Source organism: Pseudomonas sp. B329, assembly GCF_023127835.1.
In the GTDB taxonomy this organism is placed as follows: domain Bacteria; phylum Pseudomonadota; class Gammaproteobacteria; order Pseudomonadales; family Pseudomonadaceae; genus Aquipseudomonas; species Aquipseudomonas synxantha_A.
In genome coordinates this window covers 179,943-199,960 of the sequence record NZ_SPKP01000058.1, presented here as the reverse complement: position 1 = coordinate 199,960, position 20,018 = coordinate 179,943, and the positions used below count along the sequence as shown (strand labels likewise).

Here is a 20,018-nt window from a genome sequence, read left to right as displayed (position 1 = left end):
CGCCCAGCTCACTCCCCACCGATCACGAGTGCTTGGCATGCAATTACCAGACATGAACCTGCTGGTCGCCCTCGACGCGTTGCTCGATGAGGGCAGTGTGGTCGGCGCCGCACGGCGGATGAACCTCAGCCCGGCGGCCATGAGCCGTACCCTCACGCGTATCCGTGAAGCTGTCGGTGACCCGATCCTGGTACGTGCCGGTCGCGGCCTGGTGCCGACGCCCAAGGCGCTTGAGCTGCAAGGCCAGGTACGCAACGTGGTGGAGCAGGCGGCGTTGCTGTTTCGCTCGGCGGATCAAGTCGATTTGAGTACCTTGCGCCGCCGTTTCAGCGTACGCGCCAATGACTTTTTTATTGGCGTATATGGCGGTCGCTTGTTCGACACCATGGAGCGTGTGGCCCCGCTGTGCGAGCTGCGCTTTGTGCCTGAAGGCGACACCGACGACGAAGCTCTGCGCGAAGGGCGCCTGGATCTGCGTGTGAGCAACACCATGCCGGTCAGCCCCGAAGTGAAGGTGCAGAACCTGTTCTCCACCACCTTCGTCGGCCTGGCGCGACAAGATCACCCACTGTTCGACGAAGAGATCACCGCCGCACGCTTTGCCAGCTATTCCCATATCAGCATCTCGCGCCGCGGCATCGCCCGCGGGCCGATCGACACCGCGCTGAACGAGCAGGGCCTGGAGCGCCGCGTGGCGATGATCGCGCCGGGCTTCCACGGTGCCATGTTCATGTTGCCGGAATCCGACCTGATCATGCCGGTGCCCAAGGAAGCGCTCCTGAGCGCCAAACGCCTGAACTTGCCATTGCGTGCATTCCCGCTGCCGATCTCCTTGCCGACCCTGGTATTGGCCCAATCCTGGCACCCGCGCTTCGACAAAGACCCCGCGCACAAATGGCTGCGTGAAACCATGCGCGAGAGTTGCCACGCCACCTGGCTGGAAGCCCAACCCAACTAAAAACCTCAAGCCATGCACAATCAAATGTGGGAGGGGGCTTGCTCCCGATAGAGGTGTATCAGCTTCACATCAGGTGGCTGTCATACCGCCATCGGGAGCAAGCCCCCTCCCACCTATGGATTGCGCCTGGCGCACTTATAAACTTCCGATAAGTAACTTTTTGTCATGCTATAGCCTGATTAAACTGCTCAGGTATTTCTCATTCCGAGTTACCTGTTCATGACATCCCTCGCTGCCCCCGCTTTTCAGGCCGCAGCCAAACCTGTTGCCCCGGCCCCGCCCGTGTTCGGCCCGCGCATCATCATCGGCCTGGTCGGCGTGTTGTTGGCGGTGCTGGTGTCCGGTCTCAACGAGATGGTCACCAAGGTGGCGCTTGCCGATATCCGCGGTGCGCTGTACATCGGCTTTGATGAAGGCACCTGGCTGGTCGCCGCCTACACGGCCACTTCCGTGGCGGCCATGGCCTTTGCGCCGTGGTGTTCGCTGACGTTTTCCCTGCGCCGTTTCACGCTGTGCGCCATCGGCTTGTTCACCGTGTTGGGCATTCTCTGCCCGTTCGCACCCAACTACGAAAGCCTGCTGCTGCTGCGTACCGTGCAAGGCCTGGCCGGTGGCGCGCTGCCCCCGATGCTGATGACCGTGGCACTGCGTTTTCTGCCGGCCAACGTCAAGCTGTATGGCCTGGCCGGCTACGCCCTGACCGCCACCTTCGGCCCGAGCCTGGGTACTCCGCTGGCGGCGTTGTGGACCGAATACGTCGGCTGGCAGTGGGCGTTCTGGCAAATCGTCGCGCCGTGCCTGCTGGCGATGGTCGCCGTGGCCTATGGCATACCGCAGGACCCGCTGCGCCTGGAGCGTTTCAAACAGTTCAACTGGCGCGGCCTGCTGCTGGGCTTTCCGGCGATCTGCATGTTGGTGATCGGGCTGTTGCAGGGCAATCGCCTGGATTGGTTCGAGTCGGGCCTGATCACCTTCCTGTTGTGTGGTGGCACGCTCTTGCTGGTGTTGTTCATGCTCAACGAATGGTCGCAGCCAATACCCTTCTTCAAATTGCAGATGCTCGGCCTGCGCAACCTGGCCTTCGCCCTGATCGTGCTGGCAGGCGTGCTGATGGTGCTGACCTCGGTGATCATCATCCCCTCCAGTTTCCTTGCCCAGGTCCAGGGGTACCGGCCGTTGCAAACTGCGCCGGTGATGCTGCTGATGGCGTTGCCGCAATTGATCGCGTTGCCGTTGGTGGCGGCGCTGTGCAACCTGCGCTGGGTCGATTGCCGCTGGGTGCTGGGGATTGGCCTTGGCATGTTGGTGCTGTGCTGCATCGGCAGTTCGCACCTGACTTCGGCGTGGATCCGCGACGATTTTTATGGCTGGTACCTGTTGCAGATTTTCGGCCAGCCGATGGCCGTGTTGCCACTGCTGATGTTGTCCACCGGCAGTATTCAACCCATCGAAGGGCCGTTCGCTTCGGCCTGGTTCAATACCGTCAAGGGCCTGGCCGCTGTGATCGCCACTGCGGTGCTGGATACATTGACCACCCAGCGCGGGCATTTCCATTCAACCATGTTGGTGGACCGCCTGGGCAATTCGCCCCTGGCCGACACTGAGGCTCCGGGCCTCGCCCACCGCTTGCACGAGCAGACCGTGGTGCTGACCTCTTCGGATCTTTACGTCGTCATGGCCGGTGTCGCGGTGGCGTTGATCCTGCTGATTTTCTGGATGCCCACGCGGATCTATCCGCCTCGCGCTCCGGCCTGACCACAAGGACTTTCCATGAAACGCAAAGACAAAATTGCCGTCTCCGTTATTGCTGTATTTGCCGTTGGCGTACTGGTTTATCTGGTTGCGCCGGGCGTACTGGGCAGCAAACACCAGACCACCAACGACGCCTTCGTCGCCGCCGACTTCACCCTGGTGGCGCCGCGGGTGGCGGGCTTCATCAAGGAAGTGCTGGTAGAAGACAACCAGCGCGTCAAGGCCGGCCAACTGTTGGCGTTGATCGACGACCGCGACTTTCGCGCCGCCGCCCAGGCCGCCGATGCCGACACCTTGGTCGCCCAGGCCCAGTTGAAAAACGCCAGCGCGACCCTGGAGCGCCAGAGCTCGGTGATCGCCCAGGCCCAAGCCACCGTCGCGGCGGATCGCGCCGAAGTCGCCTTCGCCGAACACGAACTGAACCGCTATAACCACCTCGCTGGCGTCGGCGCAGGTACCGTGCAGAACGCCCAACAAGCCAAGACCCGTATCGACCAGGCCACCGCACGCCTGGCCAAATCCACCGCAGTGCTGGCCGCCGAACGCAAGCAGGTGGAAATCCTCACCGCCCAGCGTGACGCCGCCGAAGGTGGGCTCAAGCGCGCCCAGGCGGCGTTGGAAATGGCTAGTTATCAGTTGTCCTACACGCGCATTGTCGCGCCGGTCGATGGCATGGTCGGCGAGCGAGCGGTGCGGGTCGGCGCCTATGTGACCCCGGGCAGCAAGATCCTCGCGGTCGTGCCGCTGGCCGAGGCCTATGTGGTAGCCAACTTCCAGGAGACGCAACTGTCGCATATGCACGCGGGGCAAGCGGTGCAGGTCAGCGTCGACAGCCTTGACGGCGAACTGCTCAAAGGCCATCTGGAAAGCCTGGCGCCGGCCACGGGGGTGACCTTTGCCTCGGTCAAACCGGACAACGCCACCGGCAACTTCACCAAGGTGGTGCAGCGTATTCCGGTGAAGATCGTGCTTGAGCCGAACCAGCCATTGACCGAGCGCCTGCGCGTCGGCATGTCGGTGGAAGCCAGCGTCGATACGCGGCCGGTCGCGCAACAGCGTGAGGTGGCCCAGCAATGAAACACGTCGCCTGGCTCACCTTAAGCCTGATCAGCCTGAGTGCCTGCACGGTCGGTCCCGACTTCCAGCGGCCCGAGAGCCCGCAGATCAATCAGTGGAGCGAACCCCAGGGCCGACAAGCTGCCAGCCGTGCCGTTAGCGATCCCTTGCAGGAGCGCTGGTGGGACGTGTTCCACGACGCGCAGCTTTCCGCCCTGACACGCCGGGCCCTCAGCGATAACCTCGACTTGAAACTGGCCAGCAGCCGCCTGCAACAGAGCCGCGCCGTACGCCAGGTGACCACCGCCGAGCGTTACCCCAATGTCGATGCGGGTGGCGGCTACCAGCGCAAACGTAACAGTGGCAAAGGCTTGAACGACCCTTCCGGCGAGAACGGCCGTTCGGCCTTCAACCAATGGGACATGGGCTTCTCGGCCTCTTGGGAGCTGGATTTCTGGGGCCGGGTCAAGCGTGAAACCGAAGCAGCCGACGCCACGCTGGAAGTCGCCGAAAACGACCGTCGTGCCGTGCTGTTGTCGGTGTTGGCCGAGACCGCCCAGGACTATATCCAACTGCGCGGCGTACAAAATACCCGCGCCGTCACCGAGCAAAACCTCGACGTCGCCCGCCACAGCCTCAAGCTCTCGCAACTGCGTCTGGCTGATGGCGTAGCGACCGACCTCGACGTGGCCGAAGCCGCCGCCCAGGTCGCGGCCATCGAAGCGCGTCTGCCGGATTTGCAGCAACGCCAGGACCAACTGATCAACGCCCTGAGCCTGCTGATGGGCGAACCGCCCCAGGCCTTGCACGCGCAGCTGTCCAAGGACGCCGCCGTGCCGCAAACCCAGCGTCAGGTCGCCATTGGCCTGCCCTCGGAGCTGGCCGAACGCCGTCCCGACATCCGCCAGGCAGAAGCGCGCTTGCACGCCGCCACTGCCAGCATCGGCGTGGCCAAGGGCGACTTTTACCCGCGCATCACCCTGTCCGGCAGCCTCGGCTCTCAAGCCATGCAACTGTCGGACTTCGGCTCCTGGGGCTCCCGCGCATTTGCCCTCGGCCCGCAATTAAGCCTGCCACTGTTCAACGGTGGGCGCCTGCAAGGCATGGTGGATTTGCGCGAAGCCCAGCAACAGGAAGCGGCCCTTGCCTACCAGCAAACCGTGCTGCGCGCCTGGCATGAAATCGACGACCAACTGACCCGCTACAACGCCAGCCAATTGCGTCGCGACAGCCTGGCCGAAGCGGTGCGCCAGAACCAGATCGCGCTGACCACCGCGCAACACCAGTACGTCGAAGGTGTGGCGGATTTCGTCAATGTACTCACCGTGCAAAGCGCATTGCTGGCAACTCAAGAGCAGTGGGTTGAAAGCTCCACCGGCGTGTCATTGGCCATGGTCGGGTTGTACAAGGCGCTGGGAGGAGGGTGGGAGTCGGTGTATCCGTTGCCAGTCGCTCAGTAATGAGGGTGCGCTTTGTTGCAGCCCGAGATCCTTGATCCTAAGCGAGGTCTGCTGCAAACCGGGTACACACATTGGAAAGCATGCGCACATCGGCACCGCTACAGCCTGCCGCTTCGAAAAAGCAGGAGGCTTCTCGCACGACGGCATACATATCCGTGACGATGGACCTTGCTTCATCCGCCCCCAACCCAAAGCGTTCAGGCGTACTCAGCAAATTGCTGACAGACGATACCCTGCCCTCATTCCCGATGATCAACGCCTGCAAGCCTAGTTGCGTGGGGTGGGGCAACACGTCAAATACTGGCGCAAGGGAATAGCCCGAGGCGCTGGTCAGCAGAAGCCCGGTTTGTTTCAGGTGGTCGTCGCTATTGCCGATCAGCACATTGAAGGCCATACGCTTGTAAAGCTCACGCATGTCAAAGGTGGCATCGTCGCAGACCTTCTTCAACACGTCGGCGATCCTGGAATAGGAAACGGCACTCTCAACCGCGTCAACTCGCATTCGCGGCTTCTCAGTGCTGACCAACGAATTGCAGCTGACATAGTGCTCGCGTCCAGCCCCCTCATGCCGGTCAAAACGTTCGACCATCAAAACCGGTTTGCCGGCGACCTCTACCAACTTGTGCCCGGCTGCGGGTAGACCTGCCGCATCCGCCATTTGAAGGCTGGCGAATTCAGCACGTGGTTGATCGAAAACATCGTCGCTACGGCCGAATTTAGCAATCCATTCCTTACCTTCGTGAGTCACGGTGACCTTCGGCCTGGCGCCGCCCATGGAACTGCCGAATTCGAATAGCCGTGCGATTTCCGCAGGCAGGTCGACATTACCTTTTTCGACCTGATCAAGGCCCACCATGATTTTCTCAAGGTCTTCAAATCGCGGAGGTTGGTGCAGAGTCGGCAACAGGTTTCTTGACGCACTGAACAGCAGGCAGCCCACTCCCGCACCCCGCGAAGCAAGGAGCCATTCAACTTCGTTTTGTGGATGCTGTTTGTGGGTCGCCAGTAGAACACGCCGACCCCAATTGTCGGGCGTTGCGTCGTCGAGCACACCAAACATGCGTGTCGAGGAATACTGGTTAGGGGTCAGTGGCAGGCTAAGCGGGTCAATCGCAAATGCGTTGGGGCGCGCAAGCCAGCTGTTGGCGTAGCGAAAAACGAATCCGCTTGCGTGCATGGCCACCTCACCAACAGGGACCGGATCACCGACTGAGTGAGCTGAAAAAACGAATGCGTTACCAATCGGCTTCCAAGACATCAGGTTCCCCTTCTGTGCGAATTCGGTCGGGTTCACGGGCGAGGCTCATGGTAATCCCAACCTGGTCAAGTTCTGGTGACGCAATGCTCGCCATACCTTCTTCCAGGTCCATCGCGCTAAGCACATTCATCAGCACGCCGAGGGATACGCCTGCTTCTCCCTGTCTCAGCCGCTGATACGTCTGTCGTGTAATGCCCGCCCGGCTGCATATGGTCGAGATTTTCAAACGGCGACGAATACGGGCTATTTCGATACCGTTCCCGATACCTCTCATCAGTTCAGCGCTTCTCTCTGAGATATACCCTTTGTGGGGGTATGGCTTGCCTGTTTCATGCATGATATATCACCCCTTAAGGCAGTAAGGGCAACTTATATCATTCAAGTTGCTAAGGCCACACGCAAAAAAACCGGTTTGATAGACGGTTTTTTTCCATGTTTGGAAGATTCAAGGGTTCTGCAAAAACACCACATACCCCCGAAACCACTCATTCCCTTGCAAATACCCTGGCGCCTCCCACTCGCCGCCTTGAATCAAACCGATCTTGAACGGAACTCCCATTCGGTTCATCCGTGGCAGGTACGCCGCGTAATCCGGGATGCTGTGCCGCCCTTGATACGTCTGCACCACCACTTCATCCACCACGCCTTTGAGCTGGGCGATGGCGGCCGGGTCGGCGTTGCTGCTCCAGTCCATCAGGCCGGTGATGCTTAACCGCAGGTCGGCAGGCAGACGCCGGCGCAGGTCGCGCAGAAAATCAGCGTATTCGTGCAGGTACTGGGTGCGGGCGTCGAAGTCGATCTGGATGCCGATCACAGGGTTACCCGCGTCGCGCCAGCGTTGCACCTGGCCGAGCAGTTGGGTGTAGACCTGTTCCGGCCAGTGCAAGGTGTGGGCGCGATAGACCACCCAGATTTCGCCTTGGCTAATGCGTGGCACGCTGATGCCTTGGGCGATCAATTGCACGCCGCGCTGGGGCGCGCGGCGGGTGGAGTTGATTTGGCCTTGCAGGATGTACAGGGTTTTTGCCTGCTTGATCACCGGCTGCGGCGTGACACCACTCCACAACCAGAAAGCGTCATAGTCGCGGGCGTCGACGGCGCCGAAAGCCGGGCTTGCCAGCAACAACAAGCCCAGCCACAGCGACTTCACCAGTAGTACTGCAGCGACTTGCCCCACTGGGTATCGGCAAAACCGGTTTTGAGTTGGCGGAACCAGGCTTTGCGCACCGCTGGCGCAACGTCTTCACCCCCGCAGCTGTTGTAACCGGCCGGCGCGTAGCAGTTGATGGCGCGGAACAACGCGTACGCCTTGTCGGTTTTCGGTGCTTTGGCGTTGGCGATCACCTGTTTGTAGCCGTCCAGCCGCGAGAAGGTTTCACCCTTGAACTGCGATTCGGTGCTGCCCAGGCTGCCGGCGGCGCGGGGTTGTTCCAGTGGCATGCCGTCCAGGCCGTTGCGCAGGATGAACTCACCGAAGCAGTTCAAGGCGTGGGGGTTTTTGGCCTCATCCTGCAAGGTCGCGGCGGTTTGCGCGATGCTTGGGCAGGCGTAGCCGGATTCGGCCTTGTCACCATTCCACTGGAACAGCTTCAAGGTCTGGCCGCTGGTGTAGGTGTAGCCCAGGCTGGTGCCGAGCTTGCCATCAGAGAGCGAGGCCTGCTTGAGGTCATCGGCAAAGGTCGCGAACTGGCGGTGCAGCAGGTCTTTGTAGAGCAGCACGAATTGCGCGCTCTGGCGTTCGGTCGGGTCGCTGGCGTTGGCGATCTGCTGGCGCAGCAGGTCGGGCCCGGCGACGTTGCGCAGCAGGATGTAGCGCACTTGCTTGGCGCTGATCGGCGAATCGGTTGCGAACACCTTGGCCAGTTGGCCGCTGCGCTCATAGTTCATCGCCAGGGCTAACTCCAGTTGGTCGCGTTGCAGCGGTTGCTTGGCCAGCGGTAGCATTTGCAGCCACAGGCTCTCGGCGCCCTTCCAATCTTGCTTGGCCTCCAGTGCCAAGGCGCGCAAGGTCTGCTGGCTGAAGGCAAAGTAGTCGAGGTTCGACGGCATATCCGCAGGCAGATGCTTGAGGGCAGCATCAGGTTGATGCTCAACGTACAGGGCATACGCCGCTTGCAGGTAGTCGAACAATGCCGGTTCGTTGGCGAATGTGCTCTTTTGCTTGTCGAGGTCTTCGCGGCTCAACAGGGGCGGCGTATGGGCGCGCATCGCCATCAGGTCGCTGACCACTTGCAGCATCGGGCTGTTCGCCGAGTTGTTGCCGACCATGAGCAACTTGAGGTCGGCTTCTTCGACCAACTCGTCGACGCTCACGTTACGCTGGGCGTCAGTGGCCTCGGTGAATTGCCAGGTGAAGTCTTCGGCGAGCTTGGCGTCGTCGTTCGCCAGCCAATGCACGCGGCGCAACAGGCCACGGGCGGACGCAACGTAATCGCCTTGTGGATAATGTTTCAGGTAACCGAGAAAGCCTTCTTCAGCGTCGCTCAAGGCAGACTTATCCACATGCTCGCGTTGCGGCATCCCGTACTCATCGAAGGCTTCGGCCTGGGCCCGGTTCAACGAGGTGCGTGCGGTCATGTACAGCGCGGTTTCTTTCAGCCAGGGCACCTCGCTGGTCGAGGCGGCGGCGAAACCGCGCTCGGCGTAAACGAAGCGACCGCCGTAGAAATCGGCGGCGGCCTGCAGGTAAGTGCGAAACAGCTGGGCATTGGCCGAGGGCGTCAACTGCGCGTCCACCACCTGGCCTGTGAAGTCACAGGTGGTCAGCAACTGCAACCGCGCTTTCACCAGCACGTCGCGCTCGGCTGGCGGCATATCGGCTTTGATCACCTGACTGATAAACGCCGTGGCGCTGTCATCGCTGTTGCTGCGGCAGCGGCTGCCTTCGCCATTCAGGAACGCTTCACCGGCAGTCTTGTATTCCTCGCGCTTGATGCCCAGCGGTTGGAGCAGGGTGTCGAGTTCGACCGTGCGTGAATCGTCCGCTTTGTTATCGGGCTCATCATTCGCGGCCGGCACCGGCACCAGGCGATACACCGGAAACGGCACCGGTCCGAAACCCTGGGCCAAATCGTCTTCGCCCAAGGCATTGGGCGTCAGCGGCGCGGCTTTTTTGTCGGCCAGCAACAGGCGCAGGTTGACCCGGCTGTCGTTGCCCGGGCTGAGAAAGGGCTGGTTGCTGCAAGGTTCGAGGCTGTCACGCGAGACACGCCAGTCGGGGTAGCATGAATCGTCGGAGCTGGCCTGAGCCTGTAGGGAAATACCGGCCAGGAGAGCCAGTGCCAGAGGTGACAAAAAAACGATGCGCATGACGTGTCCTTGATCCTGAGTCCTTGGAGGGCCCCAATAATAGCCTGTTCTGAGCTGTGCTTCGGTGAGGTCCTACGCAAAATACCGATTTGTCCGATTCCAGCGGCGAAGCCTGGGCTTTTGTCCTAGAGTGGCGGTGTTTGCGCTCAGGCAAGCGAGCTAATGCCAGGGGTATTGAAGTGCGTCGGTCTGTGGTTGAGCAAAACGAAAAAGCCGGAGCGCTGCCAGCCTTGCAGCGCCTGACCTGGCAAGGTGCTGGTCGACTCAGCCGTCTCTGGTGGGTACCGATCCTGGCGCTGGCCATGGCCCTGCGGTTTTACCACCTCACCTCGGCGGCGATCTGGGGCGATGAAGGGTCGAGCCTGTTGCTCAGTGAATACGCCGTGGCCGACCTGTGGTTTCACGCGGCCCATGATGTGCATCCGCCGCTGTATTTCTTCCTGCTGCGCGGCTGGATCGAAGTGTTCGGCGACAGCATCGGGTCCATTCGCAGCATGAGCGCGCTGCCGGGCGTAGCCGTGGTTGGCTTGGGCATCTGGCTGACGCGGCAACTGTCTACTCGGCGCGCGGCGGTGCTGGCGGGCATCCTGCTGGCGCTGTTGCCGACGGCGGTGCGCTACAGCCAGGAAGTGCGCATGTATTCGCTGCTGGGCGTGTGGCTGCTGGGCGCCACGCTGGCGCTGGTGTACTGGATGCGTCAGCCCGAACGCACGCGCTATTTGGCCGCGTATGTGCTGTTGATGAGTGCCGGTTTCTACACGCATTACTTCACCGCGCTGTGCGTGCTGGTGCATTGGGCTTATCTGGGGATGCAGGCGCCAGGCCAACGTTTGATAACGCGGCCTGCATGGTGGGCGGCCAACGTGGTGATCGTGTTGTTGTACCTGCCTTGGCTGCCGAACCTGTTGGACCTGGTGCAGCATGTCGACCAGCTCAAGGTGGGCGGCGACATCGGCTGGGAAGAGCCGGTCAACCTGCTGTCTGTGCCCTCGATGATCTGGCAGTTCGTGTTGCAGGATGCCGGCGATGATTTGTGGACGCCGCTGTTCTGGATATTTCCGCTGCTGCTGATTGCGGTGGTGTGGATGACGGCCTGGCGCCACCCGGGAGCTCGTTTGCCGGCGTTGTTTTTCTTGTTGCCGTTGCTGTTGGTGTATGGCGTGTCGTTTATCTCGCCGGTCTTTATCGAGCGCTACCTCACGGTGTATGCCCTGGGTTTGCCGATCGTCCTGGCGCTTGCCATCGACCGCTTGCCGTCACGCTTGTCATGGCTGGGCGCAGCGCTGTGGGTGCTGTTTGTGGGCATGGAACTGCTGGGCCTGAAGAACAACTTCGAGGTGGATGAGCACGACCAATTCAACGTGCCGGTGGAGTTCGTCAATCGCAATTACCAGGAAGACGACCGCATCGTCCTCAGCGATATGATGTGGTATCTGAGCTACGTGTACTACGACGAAACTGACGCCCAGTTGCAGCTCTACACCCCGCCCAAACCCGACGGCACGTCGACCCGGCCAAATGCCTACGGCTTCGGCACCCTGGTAGATCAGGATGGCGGGCGCATCTATCTGGATTCTTTATCGGCATTACCGGCCAATACCCGGCGCGTATGGCTGATCAGCAGCAATGAAGCACCGGACGACTTCGCCCCGCTCCCCGAAGGTTGGCGCGAGCTCAGTCGCCAGGACGGCGGTGGCGCACGGGCGCGTCTGTTCGTGCTGTGCAAGGTGCCGGCGCCGCAACCTGAGGGTTGCCGCTAGACTCGATTAACCCTTCTCTATCAGGCAGGAGCTCATCATGGAATCGCCAGTGCATAGCTTGCCGTCGTTGTTCAAACAGCTTGGGTTGCCGAATGACCCGGTCAGCATTGAGCAATTTGTCGCCTCTCATTCGCCGCTCAAGCCAGATTTGAAACTCGCCGATGCTTTTTTTTGGAGCGACGCCCAAAAGGCATTTTTGCGCGAGGAGATTCTGGAAGATGCGGATTGGGCGGAGGTGGTGGATGAGTTGAATCTGATGTTGCGGGGTGGACGACGGGTGTAAAAAAATATCCCAATAAAGGCGAGCATGTAAAAAAAAATGGTGAGCGGTAAAAAAAACTGGGCTTTAATCGCTTAAGTGAATTTTTTCTGGAAAAGCTCGCCATGCCAACAGTCGGATACGCTCATCTGTGTGAGGCGCTGGATCTAAAGGTTATCGCACCGTTGCGCGCTGCGATGATCAAGCCGGTGACCAGGATTACCCTGATCGGTGACTGCCTGGCGGTGCCCCATTCTGTGGCGCCTGCCCAACATGCGCTGTTTGAACATGTGCTGTTTGCGCTTAAGCATGAAGGCGTGAACCTGGCGATACTTGCCCAGGTGTTTGAACAGCTTGGCCCAGAACCGTTTTTGGAGGCGCTGGCCGACTCGCCCAACGGTGCGTTTATCCGAAAAGCCTGTTTTCTTTGGGAAGGCTTTACCGGGAAAATGCTGGATCACACCCTTCCTGTTCGTGGTCGCGTTGTTCCCTTGTTCGATCCCCAGCGCTATGTAACCGGTCCGAGTATTCGCAACAGTCGTTGGCGAGTGGATTTCAACGGTTTGGGCTCTTTGCATTATTGCGCCACCGTAGAGCGAACGCCTGAGCTAGAAGCGTTGTTGGCGCTTGATGTATTGGCCCGCGCCAAATCCTTCATGGCCAGCCTCCCACCCGAAATGATGGACCGCGCCATCCAGTGGGCGTACCTGCACGAAACCCGCGATTCATTTGCCATCGAAAAAGAACAACCCAGCGAAGAAAAATCCCGCCGTTTCGTCCAACTACTGCGCCAGTCCCATGAAGGCCGTTTGCTCACCGAAGACTACTTGGTCGAACTGCAAAACAGCACCGTCTCCAATCCCTTCGACAAAGCCGTTGCGTTTCGCCACGAACAAAATCATCTGCACAACGGCCTGCGCGGCGGCGCCGGTGTGAGCTACGTGCCGCCAGCACCAGAGCTTTGCCAGGAACTGATGGAAGAGCTGATGGCCTTCGCCAACCAACCCGTGCGAGACGTTGATCCCTTGGTCGCGGCTGCCGTCACTGCTTTCGGCTTCGTGTTCCTGCACCCGTTCATGGACGGTAATGGCCGCCTGTCTCGCTTCCTGATCCACCAGACGCTTTGTCATTACGGCGCACTGGGAAATGGCTTGTTGCTACCAGTCTCCGTCGCCATGAAGCACGAGGAACAAGCCTATCTGGAGGCGCTCAAGACCTTCTCCCAGCCGACGCGGGAATTCTGGAACGTTACTTGGCTGGACGGCGACCACATGGCGTTCGACTTCATCGGCCACCCCTCGATCTACCGCTACTGGGACGCCACCCGCTGCGTCGAATTCACCCTGCAAATGGCCCGCCGCGCACTGGAAGTCGAACTGCGCGAAGAAACCGAATTCCTCGACCGCTACGACCGCGTGATCAAGGCCGTGAATCAACGCTACGACGTGCGTGGCAGTGATTTGTCGAAGCTGGTGATGATGTGCCTGGATAACGAGGGCAAGCTTTCCAAGCATCGGTGCAAACAGTTTCAGTACAGCGTGGCGGAGGAGGTGTTTGGGTTTATTGAGGAGGAGGTGGGGCGGGTGATTGAGGAATGTGGCAATCAGCCCTCGCCGATCTGAGGCATCAATGTGGGATTTAACTTTCTGGTGGCCAGTGGCGAGCTGTATGCACCAGAGCCACAATCCTCACTACTTCGGGCTCAACTTGATAAACAAGGCGGTAGCTCGGGTGCGGAATGATTTCGCGTGTTCCCGCAATCCGGCCTATTGGGCCAATTTCGGGGTTATGTGCTAATCCAAGTGCTGCCATGCTGAAGCGCCGGTCCATGTCGGCTGCGGCTTGTGGATTTTTCTCAAACAGAAAATCCCAGATATCTCTACGATCCTGCCCTGCCTCGGGCGTCCACGCGACCCTCATCCCTGACTATCTACTTGAGCGCGTCTGGCTGCGAATTCAGCTTCCAAATCTTCATTGGAAACCTCTCGGCCTGCGCGAATGGATGCACGAGAAGCATCAACTTTGCGTTGCAAAAACTCATCGTACTCTCGCGAGTGCTGCTGGGCCTGAACGAATTCACGCATCATTTCGCGTACGATTTGCGATGCAGGACGGTGGGAGGCTTCGCATTCAGCCATGAACTGGTCGCGAAGCTCTGGTTCAAGCTTCATTGTAAAAACGGCTAATTTGGACATCAGCGATTCCTCCGCAATGGTATGCACAAAGTATATACATCGTCATTACCGAATAGCGTTTGGAAAAAGCTGAGACGACTGACGGTAGAGATCAATATGTTGGTTGCACAGCCTCAACCATCCCCCCTATAGTTCGCCCCGTCGCCGCACATCGGCGATCGGATTTGGCGATCCGAAATTCTGTGACGCGTTACAGCGTTCCTACCCCGTGCGTTTTTCCTTGGATGAAGGCATTGGGTTCTATGGCGGCTGTGCGCGGGAGATCTTCGGATCTGCCGGGTTTCACAGATAACCGGTTCGCCAACCTGCGTACAGCTGCCACCCTTATTCGTTTGGCGACGGGAGAAGGTGGTTCAAATCCTTATCTGTGAGGTTTATCGATGGACCAATACAAGCCGCTTCAAACCAACCCCACCGGCGTTCCCGTCCTGGCTTTCAACACCTTTGCCCCATCGCACCTGCTCCACGAAACGGCGCGAAGCCGCATACGTATCGGCACTGAGCTTTTGGAGACCCTCGTCTCAACAAGCGACAACCCAAACCTCCATCACTTGGTCACTGCCGCATTGGTTTCACTGCGCGATGGCCTGGACATGCTGGGCGAGATCCAGCGTCGCCTCGATGGTCAGGCTGAAAAATAGCCCGGGCATCCGACGCTGATCCAAATGTGGGAGGGGGCTTGCTCCCGATGAGGGCGTGTCAGTAAATGCATCAGTGGCTGACCCCTCGCCATCGGGAGCAAGCCCCCTCCCACATTCGCCCGGCGGTGTGGCCGCTGAATCGCTCCATCCATCGAGAAATTGTTTCAAAACTTGACGGCTCTTCCTCCCTCCACCATATTAATAGTTAGCAAACTAACTGTATGCGAACTATCCAGTGTCCCAATCCCTCGAACAACTTCAGATGAACCTGAGCAGCAGCATGGTGGTGGGCGCCCGTAACTGGCGCAAAATCTGCCAGACCACGCTGGTCAGCTATGGCATCTCCGAAGCCTGCGCCGTGCCGTTGTTGATGATCGGTCGCTTGGGTGACGGTGTGCACCAGGTCAAAGTAGCCCAGGCCTCCGGCATGGAAAGCCCGTCATTGGTGCGCCTGCTCGATCGTCTGTGCGGCGACGGCTATGTGTGCCGCACCGAAGACATCCACGACCGCCGCGCCAAGGCCCTGAGCCTCACCGAGCGCGGCCGTGAACTGGTGCAGGCGGTAGAAGCCCAACTGGTTCGCCTGCGCAAGGAAGTCCTTGTGGATATCGCGCCCACCGACCTGGAAGCCGCACTGCGCGTGCTGCGCGCCTTCGAAGCGGCCGAGGCTGTGGCGCCTTGAACGGATTTTTTACCGGCTTCCCGCCCGCCCGCGACTGGTTCTACGGGGTCCGCACGTTCGCCGCGTCGATGATTGCGCTGTACATCGCCATGCTGATGCAAATGCCGCGTCCGTACTGGGCGATGGCTACCGTGTATATCGTCTCCAGCCCGTTTGTCGGGCCCACCAGTTCCAAGGCTTTGTACCGCGCCATTGGCACCTTTATGGGGGCAGCGGCGGCGGTGCTGTTTGTGCCGATGTTCGTGCAGTCGCCTTACCTGTTGGTGGTGGTGATCGCGTTATGGACGGGCACCTTGCTGTTCCTCTCCATGCACCTGCGCACGGCCAATAATTACGCCCTAATGCTGGCCGGCTATACCTTGCCGCTGATCGCCCTGCCAGTGGTGGATAACCCCCTGGCGGTGTGGGACGTGGCTGAAGCGCGTACCGAAGAAATCTTCCTTGGCATCGCGGTCGCAGCGGTGGTGGGCGCAATGTTCTGGCCACGGCGCCTGATGCCGGTGTTCGATGGCTCGGTGGCCAAGTGGTTCAGCGATGCTCAGGTCTATAGCCAACGCTTCCTCACCCGCCAGATTGACCCTGAAGCGGTCAGCAACCTGCGCGGCGGCATGGTTGCCACCTTCAACACCCTTGAGTTGATGATCGGCCAGTTGCCCCACGAAGGCGCGCGGCCGCAAACGGTGCGCAACACCAAAGAACTGCGCGGGCGCATGATTCATCTGCTGCCGGTAATCGACGCGCTGGATGACGCGGTGTACGCCATCGAGCATCGCGCACCGGAGTTTCTCGACCGGCTCAAACCGTTGCTGGAGGAAGCCAACGCCTGGCTGCAAAGCACCACTGAACAAGCGCCCCTGGAACGCTGGCGTGTGCTGCGTGACCAGATCGACGCCGCCCAACCCCAGGGCGAAGCGCTGGATGACCGCCACACGTTGCTGTTCTCCAACGCCCTGTACCGCCTCGGCGAATGGGTCGACCTGTGGCAAGACTGTCGCAGCCTGCAAGCCGCCATTCAGTGCGAAAGCCAGGACACCTGGCGCGCCGTCTACCGCCACTGGCGCCTGGGCCGGCTCACGCCATTTCTCGACCGTGGGCTGATGTTCTACTCGGCGTTTTCCACCGTGACCGCGATCATCGTCGCCTCGGTGCTGTGGATCCTGCTGGGCTGGACCGATGGCGGCAGCGCCGTGATCCTGGCCGCCGTCGCTTGCAGCTTCTTCGCTTCGATGGACGACCCGGCGCCGCAGATCTACCGGTTCTTTTTCTGGACCGCCATGTCGGTGCTGTTCGCCAGCCTGTATCTGTTCCTGGTGCTGCCCAACCTGCACGATTTCCCCATGCTGGTGCTGGCTTTTGCCGTGCCGTTTATCTGCATCGGCACCCTCACCGTGCAGCCTCGATTCTACCTGGGCATGTTGCTGACGCTGGTCAACACCTCGTCGTTCATCAGCATCCAGGGCGCCTATGACGCGGATTTTCTCAACTTCGCCAACGTCAACCTGGCCGGGCCCGTGGGCCTGCTGTTCGCATTTGTGTGGACCTTGATCGCCCGGCCCTTCGGCGCCGAACTGGCGGCCAAGCGCCTGACCCGTTTCAGCTGGCGTGACATCGTTGGCCTGACCGAGCCCGCAACCCTGAACGAACACCGGCACATGGCCGCGCAAATGCTCGACCGCCTGATGCAGCACCTGCCGCGCCTGGCTCTCACTGGCCAGGACACCGGCAGCGCCCTGCGCGACCTGCGCGTAGCGCTGAACCTGCTCGACCTGCTGGCCTACTCGCCGCGCATCCTCGGTGTGCCACGGGTGTTGCTCAACCAGGTGGTGGAAGGGGTGGGCGGTTACTTCAAGGCTTGCCTCAAGGCCGGTGAACGCTTGCCCGCACCCAGCGGTCTGCTGATGACCCTGGACCGTACGCGCCGCGCCCTCAACGGCCAGGGCCTGCAAGACGAAGACGACACCCGCCTGCACCTGCTGCACGCCTTGGCCGGCCTGCGCCTGGCGTTGTTGCCCGGTGTGGAATTCATTGGCGGCACGGAAATGGAAGCGCCGCTACCCGATGGAGCGCCTTTATGATCGGTGATCTGGATATCAGCGGGGTGTTCCTGCCCACGCTGCTGGTGCTGATGGGCATTACCTATGTGTTGTTTCTGGTGGTGCACGGGCTGTTGACGCGCATGCACTTCTATCGCCTGGTCTGGCACCGGGCATTGTTCAATGTGGGGCTTTACGCGCTGTTGCTGGGCGCGGTGGACTCACTCAGTCGATATTTGATGACATGAAAAAACCTTTTTTGACTATCGGCCGTGTCGTCCTGACGTTGTTGATCGTGAGTTTCGCGGTCGTCGTTGTGTGGCGCATGGTCATGTACTACATGTTTGCCCCCTGGACCCGTGACGGCCACATCCGCGCCGACATCGTGCAGATCGCCCCGGACGTCTCCGGGCTGATCCAGCGGGTGGACGTGCGTGACAACCAGTTGGTGACCAAAGGCCAGGTGCTCTTTGCCGTCGACCAGGACCGCTTCAAGCTGGCCCTGCGCCAAGCCCAGGCCGCCGTGGCCGACCGCCAGGAAACCCTGGCCCAGGCCCAGCGCGAGTACAAGCGTAACCGTGGCCTCGGCAACCTGGTGCCCAGCGAGCAGTTGGAAGAAAGCCAGTCCCGCGTGGCTCGCGCCCAGTCCGCCCTGGCCGAAGCGCAAGTGACGGTGGACTCCGCCCAACTCAACCTCGACCGCTCGGTGATCCGCAGCCCCGTGGACGGCTACGTCAACGACCGCGCACCGCGCACCCAGGAGTTCGTCACTGCCGGGCGCCCGGTGCTGTCGGTGGTGGACAGCAACTCCTTCCACATCGACGGCTACTTCGAAGAAACCAAGCTCGACGGCATCCACGTCGGTATGGGCGTGGACATCCGCGTGATCGGCGACAACGCTCGACTGCACGGGCATGTGCAGAGCATCGTCGCCGGTATCGAAGACCGCGACCGCAGCAGCGGCTCGAACCTGCTGCCCAACGTCAACCCGGCGTTCAGCTGGGTGCGCCTGGCCCAGCGGATCCCCGTGCGCATTGCCTTTGACGATGTGCCGGCGGACTTTCGCATGATCGCCGGGCGCACGGCGACGGTGTCGATCATCGACGACAAGGTTAAAGACGGGGACAAACCATGAAGCGGCTTCTGGCAACCGCTTCCCTGGGGTTGTTGCTGTCGGCCTGCCAAGTAGTGGGCCCGGATTACAAACTGCCGGAGCAGGCCGCAGTCAACCGTGGCGACCTGCAAGGACCGATCATGGGCGAGGGCAGCAACGTGGTCTCGGCGCCGGTTCCGGCCGATTGGTGGAAGCTGTATAACGACCCGCGCCTGGACCAGCTGGTGCAGCAGGCCATGGCCTCCAACACCGATCTGCGCGTGGCCGCCGCCAACTTGCAGCGTTCGCGTTACCAGGTGCAGCAGGCTGAATCCGCCGGCGGCTGGAGTGCCGGCGCCAAGGCCGAGGCCCAGCGCTTGCAGGAATCTGGCGAAGCATTTTTGCTGCCGGACAAAGTCCCGGTCGGCAACATCGGCAGCGTCGGCATCACCACGTCCTATCAGTTCGACCTGTTCGGCACCTTGCAGCGCGGCATCGAAAGCGCCAAGGCCAGCGCCGATGCAACCCAGGCGGCGGCGGATATCGCTCGCATCACCCTGGTGGCCGATGTGGTGCGTTCCTACACCCAGGTGTGCGCGGCCAACGAAGAGCTGGCGATTGCCAACGAATCCCTCGACCTGCAAGCGCAGAGCACCAAGCTGACTCAGCGCCTGCGGGATGCCGGGCGCGGCGACGAAACCCAGGTGACCCGCTCGCAAACCCAATACAAATCCCTGCGCGCCGACATTCCGCGCTATGAAGCCTCGCGCCAGGCCGCACTGTTCCGCCTGTCGATGCTGCTGGCCAAGCCCGTAGACCAACTGCCGGCCGGCACTGGCACCTGCGCCGAGCTGCCACACATCGCCCAGTTGCTGCCGGTGGGCGACGGTGCCACGCTGCTCAAACGTCGCCCTGATGTGCGCCAGGCTGAGCGCCGGTTGGCTGCCGCGACCGCACGAATCGGCGTGGCCACCGGCGCGCTGTATCCGGATATCAGCATCGGCGCCACGGTAGGCACCGTGGGCCTGCTGGAAAACCTCGGCACACCGGCCACCAACCGCTGGGGCTTTGGCCCGATGATCAGCTGGACCGTGCCGACCAACGGCGCCCGTGCGCGTATCCATGAAGCCGAAGCCGCGACCCAGGGCGCTTTGGCACACTTCGACGGCGTGGTGCTCAATGCCATCCGCGAAACCCAGACCGGCCTGGCGCAATACACTGCGGTGTTGCAGCGCCGCGACGCCCTGGCCGAAGCCGAACAGTCGGCGCGAGAAGCCGCAGGCCAGACCCATCGCTTCTTCCAGGCCGGCCGCGAATCGTTCCTGGCCGACCTGCAAGCCACGCGCACCTACACCGATATGCGCGCGCAATTGGCGACGGCCAACACCCAGGTTGCCATGAGCCAGATCGATCTGTTCCTGGCCCTGGGCGGCGGCTGGGAAAGCGGACGAACGCAAGGGGTAAAACCCGGCAAACCGTGAGGTGATTGCTATGCTTTGTCAGGTGAGGCGCCGTGATGCCTCACCCGACAAAGCTCGCGTTTGCTCATGGGGATTCCAATA

At 60.9% G+C, this 20,018-nt stretch carries 19 protein-coding genes; 13 read left to right on the top strand and 6 right to left on the bottom strand.

All coding sequences use genetic code 11. The features are described 5' to 3' along the window. The first annotated feature begins 37 nt into the window (after positions 1-37). From E4P00_RS25965 to E4P00_RS25950, 4 genes are all read left to right on the top strand, one after another. Positions 38-958, top strand: coding sequence for a LysR family transcriptional regulator (locus tag E4P00_RS25965; protein ID WP_078819966.1), 921 nt, complete (start codon positions 38-40; stop codon positions 956-958). A gap of 219 nt (positions 959-1,177) precedes the next feature. Then, complete coding sequence (locus E4P00_RS25960) at positions 1,178-2,713, top strand: MFS transporter (RefSeq protein ID WP_078819967.1); 1,536 nt, start codon at positions 1,178-1,180, stop codon at positions 2,711-2,713. 15 nt (positions 2,714-2,728) lie between these two features. Further along, positions 2,729-3,787, top strand: a complete 1,059-nt coding sequence (locus tag E4P00_RS25955; protein WP_032878511.1) for an HlyD family secretion protein — start codon at positions 2,729-2,731, stop codon at positions 3,785-3,787. After that, positions 3,784-5,226, top strand: a complete 1,443-nt coding sequence (locus E4P00_RS25950) for an efflux transporter outer membrane subunit (protein WP_032878510.1) — start codon at positions 3,784-3,786, stop codon at positions 5,224-5,226. Before E4P00_RS25955 ends, E4P00_RS25950 begins: the two co-directional genes overlap by 4 nt. Before the next feature lie 37 nt (positions 5,227-5,263). Here the strand turns inward: E4P00_RS25950 and E4P00_RS25945 are convergent, their stop codons facing one another. The 4 genes from E4P00_RS25945 to E4P00_RS25930 all read right to left on the bottom strand — a co-directional run bounded on the left by E4P00_RS25945 (position 5,264) and on the right by E4P00_RS25930 (position 9,793). Continuing rightward, positions 5,264-6,520 (bottom strand): type II toxin-antitoxin system HipA family toxin, encoded by a 1,257-nt coding sequence (locus E4P00_RS25945; protein WP_248133320.1) that lies wholly within the window; start codon positions 6,518-6,520, stop codon positions 5,264-5,266. Further along, entirely contained in the window at positions 6,462-6,821 is a 360-nt protein-coding gene (locus E4P00_RS25940; RefSeq protein WP_032878508.1) for a helix-turn-helix transcriptional regulator, read from the bottom strand. Before E4P00_RS25940 ends, E4P00_RS25945 begins: the two co-directional genes overlap by 59 nt. Before the next feature lie 108 nt (positions 6,822-6,929). Further along, positions 6,930-7,634: a DUF3142 domain-containing protein gene (locus E4P00_RS25935; protein WP_103734056.1), complete on the bottom strand. Its 705-nt coding sequence runs from the start codon at positions 7,632-7,634 to the stop codon at positions 6,930-6,932. Beyond that, positions 7,631-9,793 (bottom strand): outer membrane assembly lipoprotein YfiO, encoded by a 2,163-nt coding sequence (locus tag E4P00_RS25930; RefSeq protein WP_248133319.1) that lies wholly within the window; start codon positions 9,791-9,793, stop codon positions 7,631-7,633. Before E4P00_RS25930 ends, E4P00_RS25935 begins: the two co-directional genes overlap by 4 nt. 179 nt (positions 9,794-9,972) lie before the next feature. On the opposite strand from E4P00_RS25930, the gene E4P00_RS25925 reads away from it, so the two are divergent. From E4P00_RS25925 to E4P00_RS25915, 3 genes are all read left to right on the top strand, one after another. Continuing rightward, positions 9,973-11,553: a glycosyltransferase family 39 protein gene (locus E4P00_RS25925; RefSeq protein ID WP_248133318.1), complete on the top strand. Its 1,581-nt coding sequence runs from the start codon at positions 9,973-9,975 to the stop codon at positions 11,551-11,553. Between the two features lie 37 nt (positions 11,554-11,590). Then, on the top strand, positions 11,591-11,836 hold the full coding sequence (locus E4P00_RS25920) for a DUF2789 domain-containing protein (protein WP_032878502.1): 246 nt from the start codon (positions 11,591-11,593) through the stop codon (positions 11,834-11,836). 101 nt (positions 11,837-11,937) lie between these two features. Continuing rightward, positions 11,938-13,434: a Fic family protein gene (locus E4P00_RS25915; protein ID WP_248133317.1), complete on the top strand. Its 1,497-nt coding sequence runs from the start codon at positions 11,938-11,940 to the stop codon at positions 13,432-13,434. A 16-nt stretch (positions 13,435-13,450) separates the two neighbouring features. Here the strand turns inward: E4P00_RS25915 and E4P00_RS25910 are convergent, their stop codons facing one another. Next, complete coding sequence (locus E4P00_RS25910; RefSeq protein WP_103734051.1) at positions 13,451-13,732, bottom strand: type II toxin-antitoxin system RelE/ParE family toxin; 282 nt, start codon at positions 13,730-13,732, stop codon at positions 13,451-13,453. Continuing rightward, positions 13,729-14,007 (bottom strand): antitoxin, encoded by a 279-nt coding sequence (locus E4P00_RS25905; protein ID WP_032878500.1) that lies wholly within the window; start codon positions 14,005-14,007, stop codon positions 13,729-13,731. The genes E4P00_RS25910 and E4P00_RS25905 overlap by 4 nt, the downstream gene beginning before the upstream one ends. A 380-nt stretch (positions 14,008-14,387) precedes the next feature. Here E4P00_RS25905 and E4P00_RS25900 point away from each other — a divergent pair, with 380 nt between their 5' ends. The 6 genes from E4P00_RS25900 (at position 14,388) to E4P00_RS25875 (ending at position 19,937) form a co-directional block, all read left to right on the top strand. Continuing rightward, on the top strand, positions 14,388-14,648 hold the full coding sequence (locus tag E4P00_RS25900; protein ID WP_103734050.1) for a short-chain dehydrogenase: 261 nt from the start codon (positions 14,388-14,390) through the stop codon (positions 14,646-14,648). A gap of 262 nt (positions 14,649-14,910) precedes the next feature. Next, positions 14,911-15,330, top strand: a complete 420-nt coding sequence (locus E4P00_RS25895; RefSeq protein ID WP_005783580.1) for a MarR family transcriptional regulator — start codon at positions 14,911-14,913, stop codon at positions 15,328-15,330. Next, positions 15,327-17,405 (top strand): FUSC family protein, encoded by a 2,079-nt coding sequence (locus tag E4P00_RS25890; RefSeq protein ID WP_005783581.1) that lies wholly within the window; start codon positions 15,327-15,329, stop codon positions 17,403-17,405. The genes E4P00_RS25895 and E4P00_RS25890 overlap by 4 nt, the downstream gene beginning before the upstream one ends. Further along, entirely contained in the window at positions 17,402-17,611 is a 210-nt protein-coding gene (locus E4P00_RS25885) for a DUF1656 domain-containing protein (protein WP_003187469.1), read from the top strand. Before E4P00_RS25890 ends, E4P00_RS25885 begins: the two co-directional genes overlap by 4 nt. Then, a complete protein-coding gene (locus E4P00_RS25880) occupies positions 17,608-18,498 on the top strand; it encodes an efflux RND transporter periplasmic adaptor subunit (protein ID WP_032878498.1) in 891 nt (296 codons plus the stop codon). The genes E4P00_RS25885 and E4P00_RS25880 overlap by 4 nt, the downstream gene beginning before the upstream one ends. Then, on the top strand, positions 18,495-19,937 hold the full coding sequence (locus E4P00_RS25875; protein WP_248133316.1) for an efflux transporter outer membrane subunit: 1,443 nt from the start codon (positions 18,495-18,497) through the stop codon (positions 19,935-19,937). Before E4P00_RS25880 ends, E4P00_RS25875 begins: the two co-directional genes overlap by 4 nt. The last annotated feature ends 81 nt before the right edge of the window (positions 19,938-20,018 follow it).

Bases quoted from the DNA above. Each gene is read 5' to 3' on its own strand.
- E4P00_RS25965 (WP_078819966.1), top strand. From the start codon at position 38: ATGCAATTACCAGACATGAACCTGCTGGTCGCCCTCGACGCGTTGCTC.
- E4P00_RS25960 (WP_078819967.1), top strand. From the start codon at position 1,178: ATGACATCCCTCGCTGCCCCCGCTTTTCAGGCCGCAGCCAAACCTGTT.
- E4P00_RS25955 (WP_032878511.1), top strand. From the start codon at position 2,729: ATGAAACGCAAAGACAAAATTGCCGTCTCCGTTATTGCTGTATTTGCC.
- E4P00_RS25950 (WP_032878510.1), top strand. From the start codon at position 3,784: ATGAAACACGTCGCCTGGCTCACCTTAAGCCTGATCAGCCTGAGTGCC.
- E4P00_RS25940 (WP_032878508.1), bottom strand. From the start codon at position 6,821: ATGCATGAAACAGGCAAGCCATACCCCCACAAAGGGTATATCTCAGAG.
- E4P00_RS25930 (WP_248133319.1), bottom strand. From the start codon at position 9,793: ATGCGCATCGTTTTTTTGTCACCTCTGGCACTGGCTCTCCTGGCCGGT.
- E4P00_RS25920 (WP_032878502.1), top strand. From the start codon at position 11,591: ATGGAATCGCCAGTGCATAGCTTGCCGTCGTTGTTCAAACAGCTTGGG.
- E4P00_RS25915 (WP_248133317.1), top strand. From the start codon at position 11,938: ATGCCAACAGTCGGATACGCTCATCTGTGTGAGGCGCTGGATCTAAAG.
- E4P00_RS25910 (WP_103734051.1), bottom strand. From the start codon at position 13,732: ATGAGGGTCGCGTGGACGCCCGAGGCAGGGCAGGATCGTAGAGATATC.
- E4P00_RS25905 (WP_032878500.1), bottom strand. From the start codon at position 14,007: ATGTCCAAATTAGCCGTTTTTACAATGAAGCTTGAACCAGAGCTTCGC.
- E4P00_RS25900 (WP_103734050.1), top strand. From the start codon at position 14,388: ATGGACCAATACAAGCCGCTTCAAACCAACCCCACCGGCGTTCCCGTC.
- E4P00_RS25895 (WP_005783580.1), top strand. From the start codon at position 14,911: ATGAACCTGAGCAGCAGCATGGTGGTGGGCGCCCGTAACTGGCGCAAA.
- E4P00_RS25885 (WP_003187469.1), top strand. From the start codon at position 17,402: ATGATCGGTGATCTGGATATCAGCGGGGTGTTCCTGCCCACGCTGCTG.
- E4P00_RS25880 (WP_032878498.1), top strand. From the start codon at position 17,608: ATGAAAAAACCTTTTTTGACTATCGGCCGTGTCGTCCTGACGTTGTTG.
- E4P00_RS25875 (WP_248133316.1), top strand. From the start codon at position 18,495: ATGAAGCGGCTTCTGGCAACCGCTTCCCTGGGGTTGTTGCTGTCGGCC.